General features: G+C 55.2%; 21 protein-coding genes. 18 read left to right on the top strand and 3 right to left on the bottom strand.

Translation table 11 applies throughout. From position 1 onward, the window contains the following. Positions 1–384 precede the first annotated feature (384 nt). Both JHL21_RS17085 and JHL21_RS17080 read right to left on the bottom strand, forming a co-directional pair. Entirely contained in the window at positions 385–963 is a 579-nt protein-coding gene (locus tag JHL21_RS17085) for a hypothetical protein (RefSeq protein WP_210338939.1), read from the bottom strand. 774 nt (positions 964–1737) lie between these two features. After that, a complete protein-coding gene (locus JHL21_RS17080) occupies positions 1738–2613 on the bottom strand; it encodes a sulfite oxidase heme-binding subunit YedZ (protein WP_200214852.1) in 876 nt (291 codons plus the stop codon). 183 nt (positions 2614–2796) lie between these two features. Between JHL21_RS17080 and JHL21_RS17075 the strand changes: the two genes are divergently transcribed. The 3 genes from JHL21_RS17075 to irrA all read left to right on the top strand — a co-directional run bounded on the left by JHL21_RS17075 (position 2797) and on the right by irrA (position 4601). Next, positions 2797–3480, top strand: coding sequence for a HupE/UreJ family protein (locus JHL21_RS17075; RefSeq protein ID WP_200214851.1), 684 nt, complete (start codon positions 2797–2799; stop codon positions 3478–3480). Beyond that, the gene (locus JHL21_RS17070; protein WP_182395246.1) at positions 3477–4070 is read left to right on the top strand and encodes a hypothetical protein; all 594 of its coding nucleotides are present in this window, start codon (positions 3477–3479) and stop codon (positions 4068–4070) included. Before JHL21_RS17075 ends, JHL21_RS17070 begins: the two co-directional genes overlap by 4 nt. A gap of 78 nt (positions 4071–4148) precedes the next feature. Continuing rightward, a complete protein-coding gene (gene irrA, locus JHL21_RS17065; RefSeq protein ID WP_254082104.1) occupies positions 4149–4601 on the top strand; it encodes an iron response transcriptional regulator IrrA in 453 nt (150 codons plus the stop codon). A gap of 19 nt (positions 4602–4620) precedes the next feature. Here irrA and JHL21_RS17060 read toward each other — a convergent pair whose 3' ends face one another. After that, a complete protein-coding gene (locus tag JHL21_RS17060) occupies positions 4621–6483 on the bottom strand; it encodes a hypothetical protein (RefSeq protein WP_200214849.1) in 1863 nt (620 codons plus the stop codon). Positions 6484–6651: 168 nt separating this feature from the next. Between JHL21_RS17060 and JHL21_RS17055 the strand changes: the two genes are divergently transcribed. The 15 genes from JHL21_RS17055 to JHL21_RS16985 all read left to right on the top strand — a co-directional run bounded on the left by JHL21_RS17055 (position 6652) and on the right by JHL21_RS16985 (position 20649). Beyond that, complete coding sequence (locus tag JHL21_RS17055; protein WP_182395250.1) at positions 6652–7152, top strand: hydroxyquinol 1,2-dioxygenase; 501 nt, start codon at positions 6652–6654, stop codon at positions 7150–7152. Between the two features lie 22 nt (positions 7153–7174). Beyond that, on the top strand, positions 7175–8215 hold the full coding sequence (locus JHL21_RS17050; protein ID WP_199368542.1) for a hypothetical protein: 1041 nt from the start codon (positions 7175–7177) through the stop codon (positions 8213–8215). A gap of 92 nt (positions 8216–8307) precedes the next feature. Beyond that, positions 8308–9771, top strand: a complete 1464-nt coding sequence (locus JHL21_RS17045; protein ID WP_199532780.1) for an aldehyde dehydrogenase family protein — start codon at positions 8308–8310, stop codon at positions 9769–9771. A 20-nt stretch (positions 9772–9791) separates the two neighbouring features. Next, positions 9792–10844 (top strand): maleylacetate reductase, encoded by a 1053-nt coding sequence (locus tag JHL21_RS17040; protein ID WP_200214848.1) that lies wholly within the window; start codon positions 9792–9794, stop codon positions 10842–10844. 9 nt (positions 10845–10853) lie between these two features. Continuing rightward, the gene (locus tag JHL21_RS17035; RefSeq protein ID WP_182395255.1) at positions 10854–11159 is read left to right on the top strand and encodes a YciI family protein; all 306 of its coding nucleotides are present in this window, start codon (positions 10854–10856) and stop codon (positions 11157–11159) included. After that, a complete protein-coding gene (locus JHL21_RS17030) occupies positions 11152–11562 on the top strand; it encodes a Rieske 2Fe-2S domain-containing protein (RefSeq protein ID WP_182395257.1) in 411 nt (136 codons plus the stop codon). The genes JHL21_RS17035 and JHL21_RS17030 overlap by 8 nt, the downstream gene beginning before the upstream one ends. Further along, positions 11559–12545: an AAA family ATPase gene (locus tag JHL21_RS17025; RefSeq protein ID WP_200214846.1), complete on the top strand. Its 987-nt coding sequence runs from the start codon at positions 11559–11561 to the stop codon at positions 12543–12545. Before JHL21_RS17030 ends, JHL21_RS17025 begins: the two co-directional genes overlap by 4 nt. Positions 12546–13261: 716 nt before the next feature. Next, positions 13262–14167: a helix-turn-helix domain-containing protein gene (locus JHL21_RS17020; RefSeq protein ID WP_210338938.1), complete on the top strand. Its 906-nt coding sequence runs from the start codon at positions 13262–13264 to the stop codon at positions 14165–14167. 148 nt (positions 14168–14315) lie between these two features. Further along, positions 14316–15623, top strand: coding sequence for an ABC transporter substrate-binding protein (locus JHL21_RS17015; RefSeq protein ID WP_199532774.1), 1308 nt, complete (start codon positions 14316–14318; stop codon positions 15621–15623). A 5-nt stretch (positions 15624–15628) separates the two neighbouring features. Next, the gene (locus tag JHL21_RS17010) at positions 15629–16357 is read left to right on the top strand and encodes an ABC transporter ATP-binding protein (RefSeq protein WP_200214843.1); all 729 of its coding nucleotides are present in this window, start codon (positions 15629–15631) and stop codon (positions 16355–16357) included. Further along, positions 16354–17055 (top strand): ABC transporter ATP-binding protein, encoded by a 702-nt coding sequence (locus tag JHL21_RS17005; protein WP_182395266.1) that lies wholly within the window; start codon positions 16354–16356, stop codon positions 17053–17055. Before JHL21_RS17010 ends, JHL21_RS17005 begins: the two co-directional genes overlap by 4 nt. Before the next feature lie 2 nt (positions 17056–17057). Then, the gene (locus JHL21_RS17000; RefSeq protein WP_182395268.1) at positions 17058–17915 is read left to right on the top strand and encodes a branched-chain amino acid ABC transporter permease; all 858 of its coding nucleotides are present in this window, start codon (positions 17058–17060) and stop codon (positions 17913–17915) included. 94 nt (positions 17916–18009) lie between these two features. Further along, positions 18010–19020, top strand: coding sequence for a branched-chain amino acid ABC transporter permease (locus JHL21_RS16995; RefSeq protein WP_200214860.1), 1011 nt, complete (start codon positions 18010–18012; stop codon positions 19018–19020). Further along, the gene (locus tag JHL21_RS16990) at positions 19017–19877 is read left to right on the top strand and encodes an intradiol ring-cleavage dioxygenase (RefSeq protein WP_199532773.1); all 861 of its coding nucleotides are present in this window, start codon (positions 19017–19019) and stop codon (positions 19875–19877) included. The genes JHL21_RS16995 and JHL21_RS16990 overlap by 4 nt, the downstream gene beginning before the upstream one ends. Positions 19878–19884: 7 nt before the next feature. Next, a complete protein-coding gene (locus JHL21_RS16985) occupies positions 19885–20649 on the top strand; it encodes an SDR family oxidoreductase (RefSeq protein ID WP_367948218.1) in 765 nt (254 codons plus the stop codon). The last annotated feature ends 45 nt before the right edge of the window (positions 20650–20694 follow it).

Below are 20694 nucleotides of genomic sequence, written 5' to 3'. Positions count from 1 at the left end.
ACTTCGGCAGAGCATCTGCCGTCATCAAAAACCGCGAAAACATCAAACGCAAAACAATCCAGCATCGACGCTTGATGCACCATAGGCTTGCCGCATAACATCAACCGAACGACGAGCAGTGCTCTCCGCTAATTAAAGCGCAAATCTGAGACAAAGCATCTGACGACGGACAACTATCGTCCAGAAAGACACGGCAGAACATAGTCATTAAGAATGATATTTTGCAGAGAGATCCCTTAACTACCGACGATGTAGGTTTTTAGGTTCGCTACACGGGAACAATTATGACCTATATGGGGCCGCAATTTGCTGTTCTCGTTTGATCGGTTTTGAAGCGAGAGAAACTGCCACCGCTTGGCGGGCATCAACGTATCAGCGGGGATCTCACAATTGATTTTGTAGTTTTAGGTTTTCAACAAACCAATCTAGCTGCTCAGAGTTCGCAACGTTGATCAGCGGCAATCCCAGTCTACTTGCTGACTCAAATACCTCTGCGTTATCGCGTAAGGTCCTGTTCAGGAATTTGTCGATCAGCATCTGGCGTGCAGGATTTAGTTGACTGTACTGGCTTTTAGCTTTGATGCGAGCTGTAATGAATTGCTCGTCAGCATGTAACCCAATCGCCGACAAATGAGAGTGGGACATCTCAGCGACATACTCTGGACGCAGGGCAGAACCCTCTAGTACCACGCCCGCCCCCCCGTTGAGTGCTGCTGCAATCAGGTGTTGAATGTGAGGCCACATGTTCTCGTGGTGTACACGCAGGAACCAATAAATCGTTTCGTCATTCAGGCTGGAATAGTATTCAGCCACTTGATCCCGCACCTCGGGCCACGGGCGTCCAGGATGCCTTGCAATCACATCCGTCGACTGCACATCCCATCCGAGCGCTGCTTGGATGCGGGCCGCTAGGGTGGATTTCCCCACGTTCGAAGAGCCAAATATCAATAGAACTGAAGTCACAATATGTTGCCTCTATCCGCAGTTCCTGTGCAGGAGCACTACCATCGACGCGGCAACGGTGCACTAAGTTCTGGGGCTATTTCGTGGCTGTACGCTAAGACGATTGCTTTGGGATACAACGAATAACGCTCAGGTTCTGCGGACCCTTTGAACGAGAATATCTGTTTCCGGGAACTATCAGCGCCATCGTCAATGGCACGGGCTGAATTGAATTGACTTGAATGAAAAGATTCTTTGCCGTATCGGCCGACTGAAAGCTGACTTGCGCAATGCTACGGGCGCCGCGCGCAAAACGTCTTGCGGTGAGCGAATGATGCTTCGTCGCCAACTAGTGGCGCGGAAGCGTTGTTCACCGTCGAGCACACGGCTTCAGCAGCCTTCGTTGTACAAGCGCCGCCAAGTCCGTAGTCACCCCATGCATTCTATCTACCAGTCGCCTTCTCATGTCATCACCGTAACGGCAGCTTTCGTGAAGCTCGCGGGGCCTGCCAAATGACTGAAATGGGTGCGAAAGCTGAAGGCGGCTGGACGTGGCGATTATGACCAATATCGCTGCCAAGTCGGACGTTGCAGAATCCGTATTTACTTCTCATATGCCTCCCCTCGTCCATAAGGCATTTGAGCAGCGCGCAATACCGTTTACCTGTATCCATAGAGATACGATTTCGGAGGGGTAGAGTTTCCGCTGGAAACCAGAAAAGCTCACATCCGATTTCCAATGTCACGATGGGCCGGGCCGGACTACTGACGCTGAGTCTTGCTAGTGTGACCTCGTTACCTTCGTGTCATCCGCTTCTGCCTGAACGCGGCGCATAGGCTGGCCATTCCACCCAAAATCAATACCACAAGCACTGGTGGGAAGCCCAAGTACTCCCATGTGTCTGGTGACAGCGCGAAAAATGTTGTGCTCCACGGTTCTACCGGTTGTGGTGCGGTTTGGAACGCACTGAGCCAGAGCAATTGCAGTAGGACAGTGATCACTGCGGTGGTGATTGTGAGCACGAGCAAGAGGAAGGGGGATGTCCCTCGGTCGCGCTTGTCCAGCGAACGCCAAACCATCAGCCACAGGAATATCCCCGGCAGTAAAAACGGCGTGCCAACGATCGAGCCAGGGGAGAGCAGGAAATGGATGAGGCCGGCGATCGTCGCCGTATAGGTGAGGCGGTGAAGGCGCCGCCAATTCTCGCCGCCCATGCGCTGAACGGCGAAGTCGAGCGAGGTGATGGTGAGGGCCGTGAAGATGAAAAGGGAGATAGTGGCGAGCCAAAGTGAGGGGCGGGACAGGCCTTCGATCAGCAGTGTCTCCACATTGAAGTACCGCAACCCAATCCAAGCGTAGAGATGCACGACAAGGTAGAAGTAGCTGGCCACGCCTATCATACGCCGAACTTGGAGGAGCTTACTCCAGCGCAAAATCTTGCGTAGGGGCGTGATGGCCAGCGATGCCAAGAGCAGGTATGCGGTCCAAAGTCCGGAATGGTAGATGAGCGGAATATAGGGTGAGGGGAAGTCCCATTCGCCCGATGTAAAGCCGTGAGCCAGCCACAGAGCAGGCAAGGCCAGAAGCACAAGCGTCAATGACTTTAGAGCTGAGAAGCGCCCCTGTGGGTCGAATAACGGCAGCAGTTGTAGAATAGATCCAGTACGCATGTGCGGTCGAGGGCTCCCCATCGAGAGCGTCATCCTATTGCGCGTAGGAGGAAGAGTTCTGCCTGAAATAATTCTCCTTTGTGCAGCTTCATTCTGTTCGTGCAGTTTGTCTGCGCGTTTAGGCAGGCACTTGCGACCCCTGGGTAGCACTATTCGGCTTTAGTGAAATGGTGTGGGGTGGTGATGAAGGTACCAGCGCTTTTTGTGCTGCTGTTTAGCTTCGCCTTTGTGGGGCCGACTTGGGCTCACGGTGTTGCAGGCGGAGACGCGGCATTTTTGGAGGCGTCGCGGGGCGTGGACATCGGTCCATACCTCTATCTCGGCGCCAAGCACATGTTCACCGGCTATGATCATTTGCTGTTTTTGCTTGGGGTGCTTTTCTACGTTTTCCGGATGAAAGACGTGGTGATTTACATCACCCTGTTTTCGCTCGGGCATTCGGCAACCCTGTTGCTCGGCGTACTGACTGGCCTGCACCTGGACGCGTATCTTGTAGACGCGGTGATCGGTCTTTCGGTCGTTTATAAGGCGTTGGACAATCTTGGCGGCGTGCAAAAACTGCTCGGCTTTGTGCCGAACCAGCGCGCGATTGTGCTCGCCTTTGGTTTGGTTCACGGTTTTGGCTTGGCGACCAAATTGCAAGATATCAACCTGTCTCCCGATGGGCTGATAGCCAACATGGTCGCGTTCAACGTTGGCGTTGAGCTTGGCCAGCTTTCTGCGCTGGCGTTCATCTTGACGGCGTTGGCTCTTTGGAGAGCGCAGCCAAGCTTCTCCCGTCAGGCCGCTTTCATCAATGTTCTGATTATGGCTGCAGGCTTTGCGCTGACGGCTATCCAACTCATCGGCTTTTGGAGGCAAGTATGAGCGATAATACTGCGAAAACACAGACAGCAGCGTCGTGGGGAGGCTTGGCGCGCCAAGTGGGTGCCGCGGCCGTTTTGGGAGCGGCGCTTACTGTGTTGGTGGCAATGCCGGCGGAGTTCGGTGTGGACCCAACTGGCTTTGGAAAGCTGACAGGCATTCTAAAGTTATCGCAGCCGCAAGAAATTGTGGTCGAGACGAAGTTCTCAGCGCCGCCAGATATTTCCAAGGCTGAGCCTATTCCGTTCCGTCAGGACGAGATCGAAATTCCACTTGGCGCGCTTGGTGCAGGGCTTGGCGCGACCGAATATAAGGTCACGATGGAAGAAGGGCAGACGCTTGTCTATTCGTGGACAGCGTCAACGCCGGTGGTCGTTGAGTTCCATGGTCACACCGTCACCAGCGATGGCAGTCCAGAAATCGTGATGGATTATATTAAGGGGGAAATGCAAGAAGGCCATGGCGCATTGACGGCACCATTGACCGGAATTCACGGCTGGTATTTTGCAAATCCAACCTTCGAAGACGCAACGATCACGCTGAAACTCTCAGGCTATTATCTTCTTGAGCCGGGTTTAATCGGCATCCACTGACAAGCATGTGCAGGCCTGTGCATTGTTTTTGCAGGCACAGGCCTATCTGCCTTGGCAAGGTATGGCTCGGAGGTCGCTATGTCGATGAATATCAAGACGGATATGTGTGTTGACGATGAGCCATCTCGGCGCGGCTGTATCAAAACGCTGCTGCGGATGTCTGGCCTTAGACCAACGCGGCAGCGCGTTGAACTCGCTGATCGTATATTTGGACGCGGGCGGCACTTGACCGCTGAGGATCTGCACAGTGAGGTTCACGCTTCGGGGCAGGAGATGTCCCTGGCAACGGTTTACAACACGCTGCATCAGTTCCAAAGCTCAGGCCTTATTCGCGAACTCTCGTTCAAGGGGACGCGTGCGGTTTTCGATACCGATACCTCAGGTCACCACCACTTCTATATCTTGGATGATGACAAGATTATCGACATGGAGCCGGGGGCGGTGAGCGTGACTGACGTTAAATCGGTCCCTGAAGGCTACGAAGTGGCCAAGATAGAGATTGTCGTCAGTTTGCGAAAAGTAGAAATTTGAAAGGGGCCGAATGGCCCCTTTATCGTCTGAGCATCTGGTCGAGCATTCCGATGAGCGCGGGTCCTAAATCGTCGATGGCATCGATGCGCTTGGCATGGCGATAGTATTGGTCGACCTCGTGACGAATGCCTAGGGCCGCAAGCTCGATCTGACCAGTACGTTCGATCTCGGCAACCACTTCTTTGAGATGACGGTCGAGGATGGCTTTGTCTTCGTTTGCCTCGATAGTCGCTTGATCAACAGGAGCGCCATCGGAAATGACAAGCAAAATCCGGCGTTGCTCTGGTCGGCCAACGAGACGACGCGCCGCCCAAAGCAGTGCTTCGCCGTCGATGTTCTCTTTGAGCAGGTCGTTGGACATCATTGCACACAGGTTGAGCTTTGCCCGGCGATACGGTTCGTCAGCGCTTTTGTAGATGATGTGGAGGAGATCGTTTAGGCGGCCTGGATTGGCCGGGCGATCAGCACGCATCCAATCTTGGGCTGCGGCACCGCCCTTCCATCCTTGAGTGGTGAAACCCAAAACTTCCGTCGACACAGAGCAATTCTCCAGCGCCGCGCAGATCAGGTCAGATGCCATGCAGGCGAGTTCAATGGTCTTGCCGCGCATAGAGCCGGAGTTGTCGATGAGGAGTGTAACGCAAGTATCCCGGAACTGAGACTCTTCTTCCTGCTTGTAGGCGTCAGCGAAGCCCGGATTGACAATGACGCGGTCAAGGCGAGAGGCGTCGATGAGCCCGTCTTCGAGGTCAAACGCCCAAGACCGCGTTTGTTTAGCCATGAGCCGGCGCTGCAATTGGGTAACAAGACGGGCCATAGCCCGCTTATTGGCGGAGCGCTTTTGTTCCAGCGCATCTTGCGCTTGCCGCATAATTTGTTGCGGCACGAGTTCGTCTGCGCGGGCGATGCGATCGTGAGAGTCTGTATAGGGCCTGTATGCAGGAGGTCGGGGCGGCGGGATGAAATCGATGATCGGTAACGCATCCAGCTTCTCGTCGGAAACTAAAGCCTCCGGGCCAGGCTCAAAGCTGTTGTCTTCATCGGTCTGGGTGCCGCCGTGTTCGAGCTCTTCCTCCTCATCGCCGCCACCAGTGCGGTTACTGATCTCGCGGCGGGTTGGGCCGTCGCCGCGCCCCTGCAGAGCCTCGTAAAGCGTCTGTAAGAACCACTTGGCTGCAAAGGCGTAGTCCTGCTGATCGCCCATCGTCTCGCTCAACTTGGCGAGTTGGGCGTCCAAACGCTGGTGCATCCAACGGTGCCACATCCAGAAGCCAGAGGTGGGAATTGACGCTTCGTTGCGGCCATTCAGGACGTCGCCAACCACCATCCGGATCGCCTCTTCGAGCGGAACCAAAGCTGCTAAGTGGGCCCCCATGATGTCGAGACGAGAGAGGCGATCAATGTGGTTGGCGACAATGTTCTCAGCAACACCTGGCAGACGCTCTGCGCCAAAGGACTCGCATCGTACGAGCTCCAGTAGGTCGAACAAACGGCGCTCGTTTGGATCGGGAGGAGCGAGGGCGGCATGAATTTGGGCGTCATGGTGCGCTATAAATAGCGCTACTGAATCGACGCGGCCGCGAAGCGCGGGCATGTTTTCGTCGGTCAGCTCACCCAAGCTTGCCTTCAGACCAGTATACACTCCGTCATCGCCAACGACTTGAATGTCGAGATCGTCACGTCCTGAAAGCGAGCGCGCCGAGGCGGCCAATTGTTGCGCCAAATCGAGACGATGCCGGTCGTGCGCCTTGGCGTCGGATTTTTCAGCGCGGCTCATCATGGAGGATGGGTCGGACCATAAGGCGAGCCATTCGGCGCCGTTTCGCACTGCGCCCTTGTCGTCGCGCTTCAGGATCGTTGATCTGATTTCGCCGTCTGTCATCGCTTCCTCCAACCGCTTCAATTGTAACAGTTTTGTCAGCGTGAAGGGGCGGCATTTGGCTCGGAATGCGCAGAAGCTTGGCAGCTTTGTGCAGGCTCAAAAGGTGTACTCGAAATACAACTCGTAGATGGAAGGTTAACACCTGATACAAACAGAGGAGAGTGTGGCGTGGCACAGTACACCACAGAGTTCGGCTCGATCCACTCGTACAAAAAAGGCGGGATCACCGCCATTGATGATGATCCGAAGCGCTACGTATTTTCGAACATGTTTGAAGTTGCTGCGAAATCAGCGCCTTATGAGCGTGTAGCTGTCGCAAAGAATTTTGAATACGTCATTGAATCTGCCAAGGCCGAAGGTGAATCTCCTTGGTACTCTGCCGCGCATGATGAGTTCGTCATTGCTATGGACGGCAAGGTTCGTGTCGATTTCATCAAGCTCACTGATCCGGATGCTGTTGTCGATCCTGAGAGCGAAGGTGCTGTGATTGTGCAGGGCCAGCCTATCGGTGAAGCGATGGGTTATGTGGTGCTGAGCCGTGGTCACATGGCCATGCTGCCCGTCGGCTGCGCCTATAAATTCTCAGCAGCTGAAACCTGCACCATCATCATTCAGACCATCGACGGCGCCGTGACCCAGCATAAGTGGGCGCAGTTCTGCCAGAAGTAAGGCCGGAAGAGGAGATCCTAAAATGGCTATGAAAGAAGGCTTTGATAGCAGCGAAGGCGAGATCAGCAATCCGCGCGGTCTTCCCATCACTGGTGGTTATGCCGTCAATCCGGCTGACAACGTTACTGGTTATAAATCTTTCCAGGCTGGCTCGTTCAAGTTTCATCGTGACGAGTACTTCTGCTACGTGAACACTCCGAATGGGGTGCACACGATGCCGGCAGACGCCTTCCTGCGCGCACTGATGCGTGACGTGGCTTGGGGCTTCTTTTATGGCACTGTGAACTTTGACCAGGTCTTCGGCACCACCAATTATTATGGTGAAGTCGATATGTTCCTGGGCTCCACAAACGAGGCTTACACCTCTGCTGGTCGTGATTTTGTCGAGCGCTTTAAGGCCGACAAGCTCATGGACATCTTCAAGCAGATGGTCTCGGACTGGACCAATGAGGGGTACGATCCGTTTGCGGCGCCAATGGAAACCGGTGTTCCATGGGGTATCAAGAACGGTGACAACGACGAAGCTGTTAGCCGCGAGCGCGTGACTGCACGTCGTATGGTTGGCCTGCCGGGTGATACTCCGGTTCGTACCGACGGCAATGGCTACCCAGTCAATCGCATGTTTGCTGACGTACCGCAGGATCAGCCAGAAGTTCACGCTGCACCTGGCTTCGAGCACGAAGTTTCGGCTTACAATCTGTTTGGGTATCTGTCGCGCTCTGACGTGACCTGGAACCCATCGGTTTGTTCGGTGGTAAAGGACAGCCTGTTCTGCCCAACTTCGGAAGAATACATCCTTCCCGTTGAGCACGGTAACGACCGCTGTGAATGGTTCATTCAGTTGACCGACGACATCACTTGGAACGTAAAGGACGGCGCAACCGGTCGTCCACGCGCGGTGATCAACATGAAGCCAGGCGATTGCTGCTGTATGCCAGCTGACATTCGTCACCAGGGCTTCTCGGCCAAGCGCTCGATGCTCTTGGTGTGGGAAAACGGTTCGCCCAAGATTCCTGAGCTCATCCGTCAGGGCATGGCCCCTGATGTGGCTGTTGAGTTCTAACGAACGGGTGGTTGCTCCCACTTCCGCCCTGCGGCCGCCTCAGTACTGGGGCGGCCGTTTTTCCAACACGCTCAGAAACATCGGTGCGACCAGTGCAAACCAAGCTCTTCATTAACGGTGAATTCGTCGACGGCATCGCCAAAGGCACGATCCCTGTTTTCAACCCATTCTCCGGCGAAGTCATTTGCGAAATCGCAGAGGCACGTGCGGAAGACGTTGATGTTGCCGTCGCAGCTGCCAAACAAGCTCAAAAAGCGTGGGGCCGTGCTGATGCCGCTGAACGAGGGCACCTTCTGCTCAAGTTGGCCGATGCGATTGAGGCCAATGCGGAAGAGCTAATCCAACTTGAAGCGCTTGATACCGGCCACCCTGTGCGCGATGCGCGCAAGCTGGATGTGCCGCGCACATCGCGCTGCTTCCGCTATTTCGGCGGCATGGCTGACAAGCTGGAAGGTTTCGTCCCGCCAGTCTATCCGGGTTTCCTCAATTACGTTCAGCGCGAAGCAATCGGTGTGGTCGGTCAGATCGTGCCATGGAACTTCCCGCTCATGTTCACCAGCTGGAAGATGGCACCCGCTCTGGCCGCTGGTAATGCCATCGTTATTAAACCAAGTGAACTGACGCCACTGAGCACGTTGCGTATCGCCGAGTTGATGCGCGATGTTGGCTTTCCAGCAGGTGTCGTCAACGTTGTTCCCGGCTATGGCCACACCGCTGGTCAGCGTCTGGCTGAGCATCCTCATGTTGGCAAGATCGCTTTCACCGGCTCAACGGCTACTGGCCGCCGCATCGTCCAGTCTTCGGCTGGTAACCTCAAGAAGGTCCAGCTTGAGCTGGGCGGCAAAGGCCCAAATATTGTCTTTGGTGATGCCAATGTTCGGGCTGCCATCGGCGGTTCTGCCTTCGCAATTTTCCATAACCAGGGCCAGGCCTGCATCGCGGGCTCGCGCCTCATCCTGCACAAATCGGTAGCCGACGAGTTCCTCGACGGTTTCACCAAGCTGGCGAAATCCATTCGCCTTGGCGATCCGCTGGATCCGCAGACCGAAATGGGCCCTCTGACGTCCAAGATGCACCAAGAACGCGTGCTGCAGTTCTGTCAGGTTGCCAAGGATGAGGGGGGTGAAATCATCACCGGCGGCAAGCAGCCTGATCGTGAAGACCTCGCAAATGGCTACTTCGTTGAGCCCACAATCGTGCGCGCGAAGCCCACCGATCGCGTGAGCCAAGAGGAAGTGTTTGGTCCGTTTGTGACGGTCACCACTTTTGAAGACGACGAAGAAGCATTGGCGATCGCTAATGGCGTTCAATACGGTTTGGGTTCCGGTCTTTGGACGCAGAACCTCACCCGTGCTCATAAGCTTGCCCAAGACATTCACGCCGGCATGGTTTGGGTCAATTGCTACAAGATTGTCCACCCTGGTTCGCCATTCGGCGGGGTTGGCGAAAGTGGCTATGGTCGCGAAATGGGCTTTGAAGTCATGCGCGAATACACGCAGCCAAAATCGGTTTGGGTCAATTATGACTCGAAAATGCCTCCCCACTACGAGCGTTGATCGCACCACAGGAGAGCACTATGGACTTTGTATATAACGCCAATCCTTCACGTGTCATTTTCGGGGCCGGGGCGCGGGCGCGCGTTGGCGAAGAACTCGAACGTCTGGGCATCAAGCGCGCCATCGTGCTGTCCACACCCGATCAATCTCAGCTTGCCGCTGAGATCGCCAAAACCATCGGAGGTCGCGCTGGGATCATGTATCCCGGCGCCGTCATGCACACCCCAACTGAAGTGACAGAGTCGGCCTTGCAGGCGGTCAGTTCGGTGCGCGCAGATGGTTGCTTGGCGATCGGCGGCGGTTCGACGACAGGCCTATCTAAAGCCATCGCCTATCGCACAGACCTGCCGCAGCTGATCGTGCCGACCACGTTTGCCGGCTCGGAGATGACGCCTATTTTGGGTCAGACCGAAATGGGTCGAAAAACGACGCTGTCTAGCCCAAAAGTCCTGCCCGAAACGGTGATTTATGATCCCGAGCTGACGGTCACGATGCCGAAGTTCATTTCGGGACCGTCGGGCCTGAATGCAATCGCGCACTCGATGGAAGGGCTTTATGCCCGTGATCGCAACCCGATCATTTCTATGATGGCCGAAGAATCCATCCGGGCATTGGGCGTCGCTCTACCGAAGCTTATGGATGATCCGAGCAATCTGGAGGCGCACGGCGATGCGCTTTACGGCGCTTGGTTTGCTGGCATCTGCCTTGGTTCGGTGGGCATGGCTATTCACCACAAGATCTGCCACACGCTGGGCGGCACGCTTAACCTCAACCATGCAGATGTGCACGCGTTGATGCTTCCCTATACCGCTGCCTACAATCGTGAAGCTGCGCCTGAAGCTATGGCCGCCATTGCGCGCGCTCTGAAGGCCGATGATGGTCCTAGAGGCCTTTATGCCCTCATGAAGGTTTGCGCTAGCAAGCGCTCGCTTAAGGAAATGGGCGTGAGCGAGGCGGACCTCGAAAAGGTCGCTGATATTGCGATGGAAAACCCGTACTTCAATCCTCGTCCGGTAACGCGTGAAGGTATCCGTGAGATGCTTCAGGCTGCCTATGAAGGTCGGGAGCCGTAAGGTCTGACAATGGCATATTTTTGCTTTCACGCCTTTGATAAACCGGGTGTCCTCGACACACGCTTGGCGCTTCGCGACACTCATCGGGCTTTCTTACGCAATCACGACCACCCATTGACGGTGCATGTCGGTGGGCCGCTGTTGAACGCCGATGGACAGATGCATGGCTCGATGCTGGTCATTGAAGCGGAGACCAAAGCTGTCGTCGAAGCCTTCTTGGCCCAAGACGAATATATGAAGGCAGGCATCTTCGCCTCGTACACTCTTGAGCAGTTTAATTGGGGTTTAGGCCAGCCAGAGGCCCGCAATGGCTGACGCACTTTCGCAGCCCGATCCAAACCTATGGCGCACACGGCCGCGTGCGCCTATGCCCGGAACGGTTTTAGGCCCGCTCGAAGACGTCGGGAACGGCAAGGCAAAGGAATATGTCTTTGGCCGCGGAACGACCGTGTTCTCCATGTTTGTTGTTCGGCGGGACGAGCACGTCTACGGCTATCTCAACATTTGTCCGCACTATTCATCGCCGCTGAACCACCGTGCAGGCCATTTTTTGAACGAAGATGGCAGCCGAATTCGCTGCACCATGCATTTCGCCGAATTCCGGATTGAAGACGGATTTGGTGTAGCAGGTGCCGCCCAGAATTGCTGGCTCGACCCGGTTCCGGTTCATATCGAAGATGGCAATATCGTCATCTCTAAGTTGCAGGCGAGTTCATGAGCGAAGACAATTTCACTTTGGCAAAGCCAGACACAGAAGTGTCCATTCGCGATACGTTTGGGATTGATGTCGATGGGACGGTTCCTGCCTTTTCGACAGGTAACGAGCACGTGCCGACCGTTGATCCGGGCTATCAGTTCGATCCGTCGACGACGATGGCCATCCTGGCTGGTTTCCGGGACAATTTGCGTGTTCTGCTGCAGGGGCGTCATGGCACGGGTAAATCGAGCCATATTGAACAGGTCGCTGCGTGTCTCAATTGGCCCTGTGTTCGCCTCAACCTCGATAGTCACGTGTCTCGTATCGACTTGATAGGGAAGGATGCCATCGTTCTCCGGGACGGGAAGCAGGTCACAGATTACCGCGAAGGGCTGTTGCCTTGGTGCTATCAGCGGCCGGTTGTACTGATCCTCGATGAGTATGATGCTGGCCGTCCGGACGTCATGTTCGTGATCCAGCGCATTTTGGAAGCTGACGGCAAGCTGACCATTATGGATCAGAACAAGGTCATTCCGCCCAACCCTTTCTTTCGTCTGTTCGCCACGGCCAATACGGTTGGTCTGGGGGATGTGACAGGGCTCTATCACGGCACCCAGCAGCTTAACCAAGCCCAGCTTGACCGCTGGAACGTTGTGGCCCGTCTCGATTACCTCTCGGAAGAAGCAGAGCTTAACGTCGTACTAAGTAAGCAATGTTGGATGGCAGACGAACCGCACCGCTCGGTCTTGTTGCAGATGGTGCGCATGGCAAATCTTACGCGCAGCGGTTTTGCGCAGGGCGATGTATCCGTGGTGATGTCGCCGCGAACGGTCATTTCTTGGGCGCAGAACCTGCGCGTATTTGGCGATCTGGACTTCGCATTTCACACCTCATTCCTCAACCGCTGTGATGAGGTGGAGCGCGCAACGTATGGCGAGTATTACCAACGTTGCTTTGGTCGCTTGCCAGGTGAGGCCGCACCCGAGTTGTGGAAGCGGATATGAAATCGGCTCTGGTGACGTCCGTTGCACGTGTCGTTATGACCTAAAGCGCGACTCAGCCCGAACCGTCCATCACAGGTTTTTACAGGGTGAAGCTGGTATGCGACTAAAGTCGCGTACCGGTCGCGCCCTGTTTTTCATGATTTTGTTCTGTTTTGCACAGCGACACTAACCGAGAACACCCTGAAATATGAGGGCGTTAGTCATGATAGCTTTGTGCATAACCGCTTTTGATGCGTGCCCGTTTACAACGATTGCGTGATTATTTCGAGCGGTAGAAAAATAGTTGTTTTGTGCAGTTTTTTGACCAATTGATGCCCAGATCCGCGCTCGTCAACGCCGCATCTTGTGCGTTATGTCAACAAAACTCGCATATCGCTCAGATCATCTTGCGGCAGCCTCTGGCGAATGCATTAATTACATCATCGGTTCCGCCACCTAAGGCGCCTAACGATCTGTCGCTGATGTAACCTTGGAGGAGGGGCAGCGTAGCAGTACGCGGTCTCGTCGACATGCGTCAGCCAGCATTTAAAGCAGTCCATAGCCACTTCGTCCAGTGCATTAGAGCGCTCGGTTGAGCGTTCAAAAAGGGATCGAGTGGTGGGCTGGAAAATGCTGATCGGGTCTCGCTTAAGGTGCGGCGCCGAGAGTGCCTTGGCTCAAGGCCCTGAAGGGCAAGAAGACGAAAAGTCCGACCTTCAGAAGTGGGAGAGACTAATATGTATTTGACTAGGCCTTTCGGCATTGAGGAAACGCATGGGATGTTATCCCTTCCTGGTGTGAACTTTCGTTCCACCAGCAATGGGAAAGACTGGACATCAGTCTTTGCGTCCGTGCAATGCGAGCGTCCTTTTGAAGGCGTTTTTGGCCCAGCGCGCGATCAGCTGTTGGTCCTACATCGCAATGGTCCGGTCGAGATCGAGAATATCTTAGACCGGAAGATTGGGGCGCGAACGGTTCCTGCGGGATCCATTCACTTGATTTCGTCTGGTGAAGAGTTTGGCATCAATTTGAAAGAGAGTGTCGAAACCGCACACGTCTATGTCCGTCGTGCCGTTATCGAAGAAGTCGCTGCGGACATCGCCGAGAACGACCCCAGCAAGGTGATTATCAATTCTGATGTCATTCAGAACGCAACCTTGCGCTCGTTGATTGAGGCGACTGCATTTGCGCTCGAAGACGACAGTACAGCCTCCGGCATGTTCGCCGACTACCTGTCGCGTGCTATCGCCGCGCAACTGATACGCAATCACTCGAATGCTAAGCTTAAGCCAAGCAACGGCATTTTGAACGTTTCTCGAGTAACGCCAGCTCTCTCAGAGGCGATCGACTATATGTCGAACAACATGGACTCAACGATCAATCTGAGTGACGTTGCGGAAGCGACCAATCGTAGCCCAAGCCATATTGCGCGAATGTTCCGGTCCGAATTGGGGATGCCTCCTCATCAGTTTTTGATCAAGTTGCGCATAGATCGTGCAAGAAACTTGCTCGAAAAGTCGACCATGTCGATTGCTGAAATAGCCTACGAATGTGGCTTTTCACATCAGGAGCACCTGACTCGACTGTTCCGCCGTCATCTGGACACGACACCAGCAGCATATCGCCGTTCGAAACGGAACTAGTCTGCGCGTTTCGTGCAAAAATCTGCGTCTCTACTGGCAGGATGAACAGTTGAGACGCGTTTAGCATTCCCCCCGACAGCACCGAAAATAACAGCCTGAGCATGCTCGGGAATAAGGCTTGCTGTGAGGTCATCCTGGAGGAACTTCAATGTCCAAACTCGTGCATACGGCGTCCATTCGCCGCCGCTTTTTCTTGGGAGCCACGTCGCTTGTCGCAGTCGCAGCGATGGCTCCGGGTGTGTTTGCGCAAGAGCAGACCGTCAAGATCGGCTATGTAACGCCGCAGACTGGTCCGCTTGCTGCCTTCGCTGAGGCAGACGAATACGTTATCGCCCAGGTTAACGAGCTCCTCGCAGGCGGCATTGAAACCGCATCTGGCAAGGTGAACGTTGAGATTATCGTTCGTGACAGCCAGTCGAGCCCGAACCGTGCGTCGGAAGTTGCACGCGAACTGATCGTGGATGACGAAGTTCAGCTTATCGTTGTTGCCTCGACCCCAGAAACAGCCAACCCCGTATCCGCCCAGTGCGAAATCGAAGGCATTCCGTGCATTTCCACAATTGCACCGTGGCAGCCGTGGTTCATTGAACGCCAGGCGAACCCGGGTGATCCGGCTGCGTGGGAATCCTTCGATTACACCTACCACTTCTTCTGGGGTCTCGAAGACATCATCACCACATTCCAGGCGATGTGGAATCAGGTCGACACCAACAAGAGTGTTGGCGGTCTGTTCCCGAACGACGCAGACGGCAATGCTTGGGGTGATGCGGTTAACGGCCTGCCGCCAGCCATGGCCGCTGCAGGTTACCCAATCACCGACCCAGGTCGTTTCCAGAACCTGTCTGACGATTTTACCGCGCAGATCGGTGCCTTTAAGGCAGCCAACGCAGAGATCGTAACCGGCGTTGTCATTCCGCCAGATTTTACCACGTTCTGGACGCAAGCAAATCAGCAGGGCTACAAGCCAAAGGTCGTTACCACCGCAAAGGCAACCCTGTTCCCGGTTGCAGTCGATGCACTTGGCGATCTTGGTCACAATCTGTCGACCGAAGTTTGGTGGTCGCCAAACCATCCATTCTCGTCGTCGCTAACCGGTGAAAGCTCCAAGGAGCTGGCAGATGGTTATGTCGGTGAAACCGGTCGTCCTTGGACCCAGCCAACAGGCTTCATTCACGCTCTGTTTGAAGTCGGTGTTGATGCGATCAAGCGTGCTGAAGATCCTTTTGATCCAGACGCCCTTGCTGCAGCTGTCGCTGAAACCGAACTCGATACCGTCGTTGGTAAGGTCGACTTCGGCGCTGAAGGTCTGCCGCCAGCTGTTGCCAAGAACGTCTCCAAGACCCCGCTGGTCGGTGGTCAGTGGCGTCTGAAGGATGGCGCATATGATCTCGTCATCGTTGAAAACTCCGCGCATCCGGAAATTCCGGCAGCAGGCGTAATGGAAATTATCGAGTAAATAGAATGATCTTACGACTTGCCGGCGTTACTAAGCGCTTTGGTGCAGTCGTTGTGGCCGACAATATCGACCTCAATGTTGCACGTGGTGAAGCTCTCGGCATTATCGGCGCCAATGGTGCTGGCAAGTCGAGCTTGTTCAACTTGATAACGGGGGTGGTGACCGCTGATGCGGGCACCATCACTATCGGCGATAAGGACGTGACCAAGGTGTCAGTCCCCGATCGTTGTGTGGCCGGGGTAGGGCGCTCGTTCCAAATTCCCCGCCCATTTGAAACTCTGACTGTTTTCGAAAATCTTTTGGTTGCCGCGGAGTACGGTCGCGCGTCGCGTGCGCTGAGTTCGGAAGCTCTGTGTGCTTCCATACTGGAACAGACTGGTCTTGCCGCCCATGCCAATACTTTGGCCGGTAAGTTGACCCTGCTCAACCGCAAGCGCCTTGAGTTGGCGCGTGCTCTGGCAACACAACCTGATCTTATTCTGCTCGACGAAATAGCGGGAGGTCTGACTGAAGCAGAATGTCACGAGCTGGTGGCGTTCATTCAGCAGCTGCATCAAACCGGCGTCACGATCATCTGGATCGAACACGTCGTACATGCGCTACTCTCGGTTGTAGATCGCCTGATCGTTCTCGAGTTTGGCCGCAAAATTGCTGACGGAAAGCCCGACGCCGTAATGTCTGATCCGGTCGTCCGCCGCTCGTACCTCGGTATTGATGATGAGGCAGCAGCATGACTGCAGTACTAGAGACAAAGAACCTGGAAGTTTTCTATGGCGACTTCCAGGCCGTATTCGGCGTCGATTTTCATATCAATGAAGGTGAAACGGTTGCCATCATCGGCGCAAATGGCGCTGGCAAATCTTCATTTCTAAAGGCACTTTCTGGTCTGATCCCGGCAAAGGGACAGATCATGTTGGATGGCCAGTCTGTTTCGGGCAAGCCAGCCTATGACATGGTCAAGCAAGGAATTGCGCTGGTTCCAGAAGGGCGTCGGCTTTTCCCAACGCTCTCCGTTTCGGACAACCTCCGTATGGGCGAGAACGGCAAGAGTGGCGAACGTGGCTGGAGCTACGAGACCATTTGCGAATTGTTTCCGCTGTTAGCCGAGCGCGCTGATCAGCTGGCGCCGACCCTTTCCGGTGGCCAGCAGCAGATGGTTGCCATCGGCCGCGCACTGATCACCAACCCTCGCGTCCTGCTCTGCGACGAAATCAGTCTCGGGCTTTCCCCTGCAGCTGTCAAAGACGTCTACGCAGCGATCAGTGAGATCAAGAAGCGCGGGACCACAATCGTCATTGTTGAGCAGGATCTGAACGCCGCTCTGTCGGCCGCTGATCGCATTTATTGTTTCCTCGAGGGGAAGGTCAGCCTAGCTGGCCGTGCTGACGAGTTTGATCGTTCGCAAATTCTCGCGGCCTATTTCGGGAACTAAGCATGGATTACGTCAACACAATCGTGCAGGGCATTTTGCTCGGGGGGCTATACGCTCTCTATGCAGCCGGCCTCTCGTTGATTTTCGGCGTGATGCGCCTGATCAATCTCGCCCACGGCGATCTGATCGTTCTGGCCGCATTCGTGCTTTTGGCAATGGTGACGGCTCTTGGCCTACCACTGCCTGTTGCGCTTCTGATCCTGCTGCCGTTCGCTTTCGCGCTCGGTTGGGCTTTGCAGCGCTTTCTTCTGAACCGGACCCTTGGCGACGATATTCTTCTGCCATTGCTCGTCACGTTCGGTCTGCAAATCCTGGTTCAGAACGGCCTTCTCGTCGCGTTCAGTGCGGATAGTCGCAAGCTGTCTTTGGGTGCTATCGAGACGCAGTCCGTCAACATTTTGGGCTTGAACCTCGGTGTCATCCCACTTCTGACATTTGCTGTTGCCGTCGCGGTTTTGGGTGTTTTGAGCTATATTTTCTACGGCACGGCGCTGGGCCGTCGTCTGCGTGCGACATCTGACTCCACCGAAGTCGTCCAGCTGATGGGCGTGAACCCGCGTGTCGTCTTCGCAGTGGCAATGGGTATCTCCTTTGTTGTTCTCACCATCGCGGCGTTCTTTATGGGCATACGCTCGAACTTCGATCCAAGCGTTGGTCCTGCTCGTCTCCTGTTTGCCTTCGAAGCTGTTGTTATCGGTGGCTTGGGCAGTCTTTGGGGGACATTGGCTGGTGGCGTGATCCTAGGTGTCTCGCAGGCTATTGGCGCCCGTATCAACCCCGAATGGCAGATCTTGGCGGGCCACCTCGTGTTCCTCGTCTTCATCATTCTGCGTCCCCGTGGCCTGTTCCCGAAGCAGTAAGATCATGACCGATATTCAATCTAATGCGTCACGCCCCGCGATCGACGCTTCGCGCTACACTGTTAACGTCGCGACTAAGACCTCGCGTATCTTCATGATCGTTGCCTTGATCGCATTGGTCGCGCTGATCTTTGCTCCGGCAATCGTCTCGCGCTCTATGCTGCAGGATATGATCCTTGTGTTCCTACTTGCCGCACTGGCGCTGTGCTGGAACCTTATGGCAGGCTACGCAGGCCTGATTTCCGTGGGTCAGCAGGCTTTTGTGGGTTTGGGTGGTTATGCGCTTTTCGCGCTTATAATCCTCGGTGGCGTTGATCCCTTGCTGGCAATTCCCACGGCCGCGCTCGTTGTTGCGCTTTTGTCGGTTCCGGTCGGCACGCTCGTCTTCCGCATGCAAGGTGCTTACTTTGCTGTTGTCACCTGGGTCGTCGCCGAAGTGTTCCGCCTTGTACTGGCGCAATGGCGCGAGCTGGGGGGCGGTACGGGTACGTCGCTGCCACGCTCGGCCACAGGCAACATGTTCGGTATGGATTTTGTGGCTGAACTCTTTGGTGTTCGTTCCGCCGCAGCACGCGAAATCATCATCTATTGGGCCGCACTGTTCACCATCGCCCTTGTGGTCGCTGGGAGCTATTACTTGCTGCGCTCGCGCATCGGTCTAGCTCTACGCGCCATCAAAGACGGTGAAGTGGCAGCGCAGAGCGTTGGTGTGACGACCACGCGCATCAAATTTGCAGTTTACGTTTTTGCGGCGTTCGGTGCGGGCCTCGTTGGGGCGATTTACTTCCTGCAGGCCTCGCGTATTTCGCCTGATGCTGCCTTCTCGCTGCTCGATTGGACGGCCTACATCATCTTCATCGTGGTGATTGGTGGTCTCGCCACCATTGAAGGGCCGATCATCGGAGCCATTCTTTTCGTCCTTTTGCGCAATGCAATGTCTGGGTTCGGCCCGTGGTATCTCTTGGTTCTGGGCGCACTCGGTATCGCCGTTATGCTGCTCGCTCCAAAGGGGATCTGGGGTAATTTCTCCCTACGCACGGGTATTCACCTGTTTCCAACCCGCAGGACGCTCTTCATTGCCGATAAGGAGGATCGGTCCAAATGATCTCATCTAATCCCGTACTTGCAGCGATCACCGAACAGGTGATCGCCAGCTTCACCGAAACAGAAAATCCTCGTCTCCGTGAAGTTTTGGAGTCTCTCGTCAAGCACTTGCATGCGTTTGCTGAGGACACGCAACTGAGCTTTGACGAATGGATGATCGGCATCCAGTTTCTGAGCCGCGTTGGTCAGATGTGTGACGACAAGCGGCAGGAATTCATTCTGCTCTCGGATACGCTCGGCCTGTCGATGTTCGTGGACGCCGTGAACCACCCAGATGCAGATGGGGCTACAGAGACCACCGTTCTTGGGCCATTCTACGTGCCTCCACTAGCGGAGTCCGCACACGGTTCAGATATCGCCAAGGGTACCCCAGGCGTTCCAATGTATGCCGAGTGCCAAGTCCTTGCTGATGGTCTGCCACTATCCGATGCTTGGGTCGACGTTTGGCAGTCGGATGATGACGGCTACTACGATGTGCAGAAGCCCGGTCAGATTGAAAATCTGCGGGCCCGCTTCCGCACCGATGCTGACGGTCGCTTTACGTTCTGGTCGATTGTGCCGACGTTCTACCCAATTCCAGATGATGGTCCAGTTGGCGATATGCTCAAGGCGACCTCGCGTCACCCATACCGACCAGCGCACATCCACTTTATGATTGGGAAGGACGGTTTCGAAACGCTCGTCACGCACCTTTTTATCGACGGTGACAAGTATCTCACCAGCGACGCTGTGTTTGGCGTGAAGAAATCGCTGATCATCAGCCTCGCCGATGGCGAACCAGGGACCCGTGGGAGCGGGGATCATGTTCCTGCTCACAAGCGCCTCGTGCATAGTTTCGGTTTGAGAAAAGTTGACTAATTCCTCAATGATGAATGAAAACGGCACCGGATCTTCCGGTGCCGTTTTTGTATTGGGCGCTAGTCGTGGAATTGGATTTGCCACTGGGGTCCAATCGGCGCGGCAAGGGCACTCCACTGTTTTTGGATGCCGAAACCCTAAGGCCGTCGAGGGAGTTGTCACAGAGCTCACTTTGGCGGGGCATTGCGCGCTCGCTGTGCAGGTGGATGCGGAAGAGCCTGCCAGTATTCACGAGGCCTACCGGCAAACAGTTGGATTTGCAGGGAGCATTCGGACGCTCATTTACAACGCCGGGACTATCGAACCACTCGCGCTGTTCTCGGACATCTCCGAGTATGATTGGGAGAGGATCATACACGCCAATCTGCTCGGTGCTGCACGCGCCGTTAGGAACGCTTTACCGCTTTTGTCGCCAGATCCGCGGATAATTTTGCTTTCAAGCGGCGCTGCTCGCCATGCAGTGGAGGGCTGGAGTGCATATTGCGTGAGCAAGGCCGGGCTCTCCATGTTGACGAAAGCGCTGGCGCTAGAACTTGGGAAAAAGGCCTTTATTGCCGCTCTTAGCCCCGGCATGGTCGATACCGATATGCAGGCGGAAATTCGCGCATCCGGTCGGGGCGCAATTAGCGCCGTTGCGCGCGACACGCTCACTCCAGCTCCCTTGGTGGCTGAGACGCTGGTCGCCCTCGCTGATCAGGCGCCAAGAGCGTTGCATGGGTGTGACGTGACGCTGGAGGAGGCCCGCCGGATGCTCAAAATGAACCAAATTTAAACCTGCCAACTCCGTCAGGTTTATGCCAGAAAACCTGCTCATTTA

The organism is Devosia sp. WQ 349K1 (assembly GCF_016595685.1).
Classification (GTDB): Bacteria; Pseudomonadota; Alphaproteobacteria; order Rhizobiales; family Devosiaceae; genus Devosia.
The sequence above is the reverse complement of the archived record's forward strand: the minus strand, read 5'-3'. Positions and strand labels throughout refer to the sequence as shown.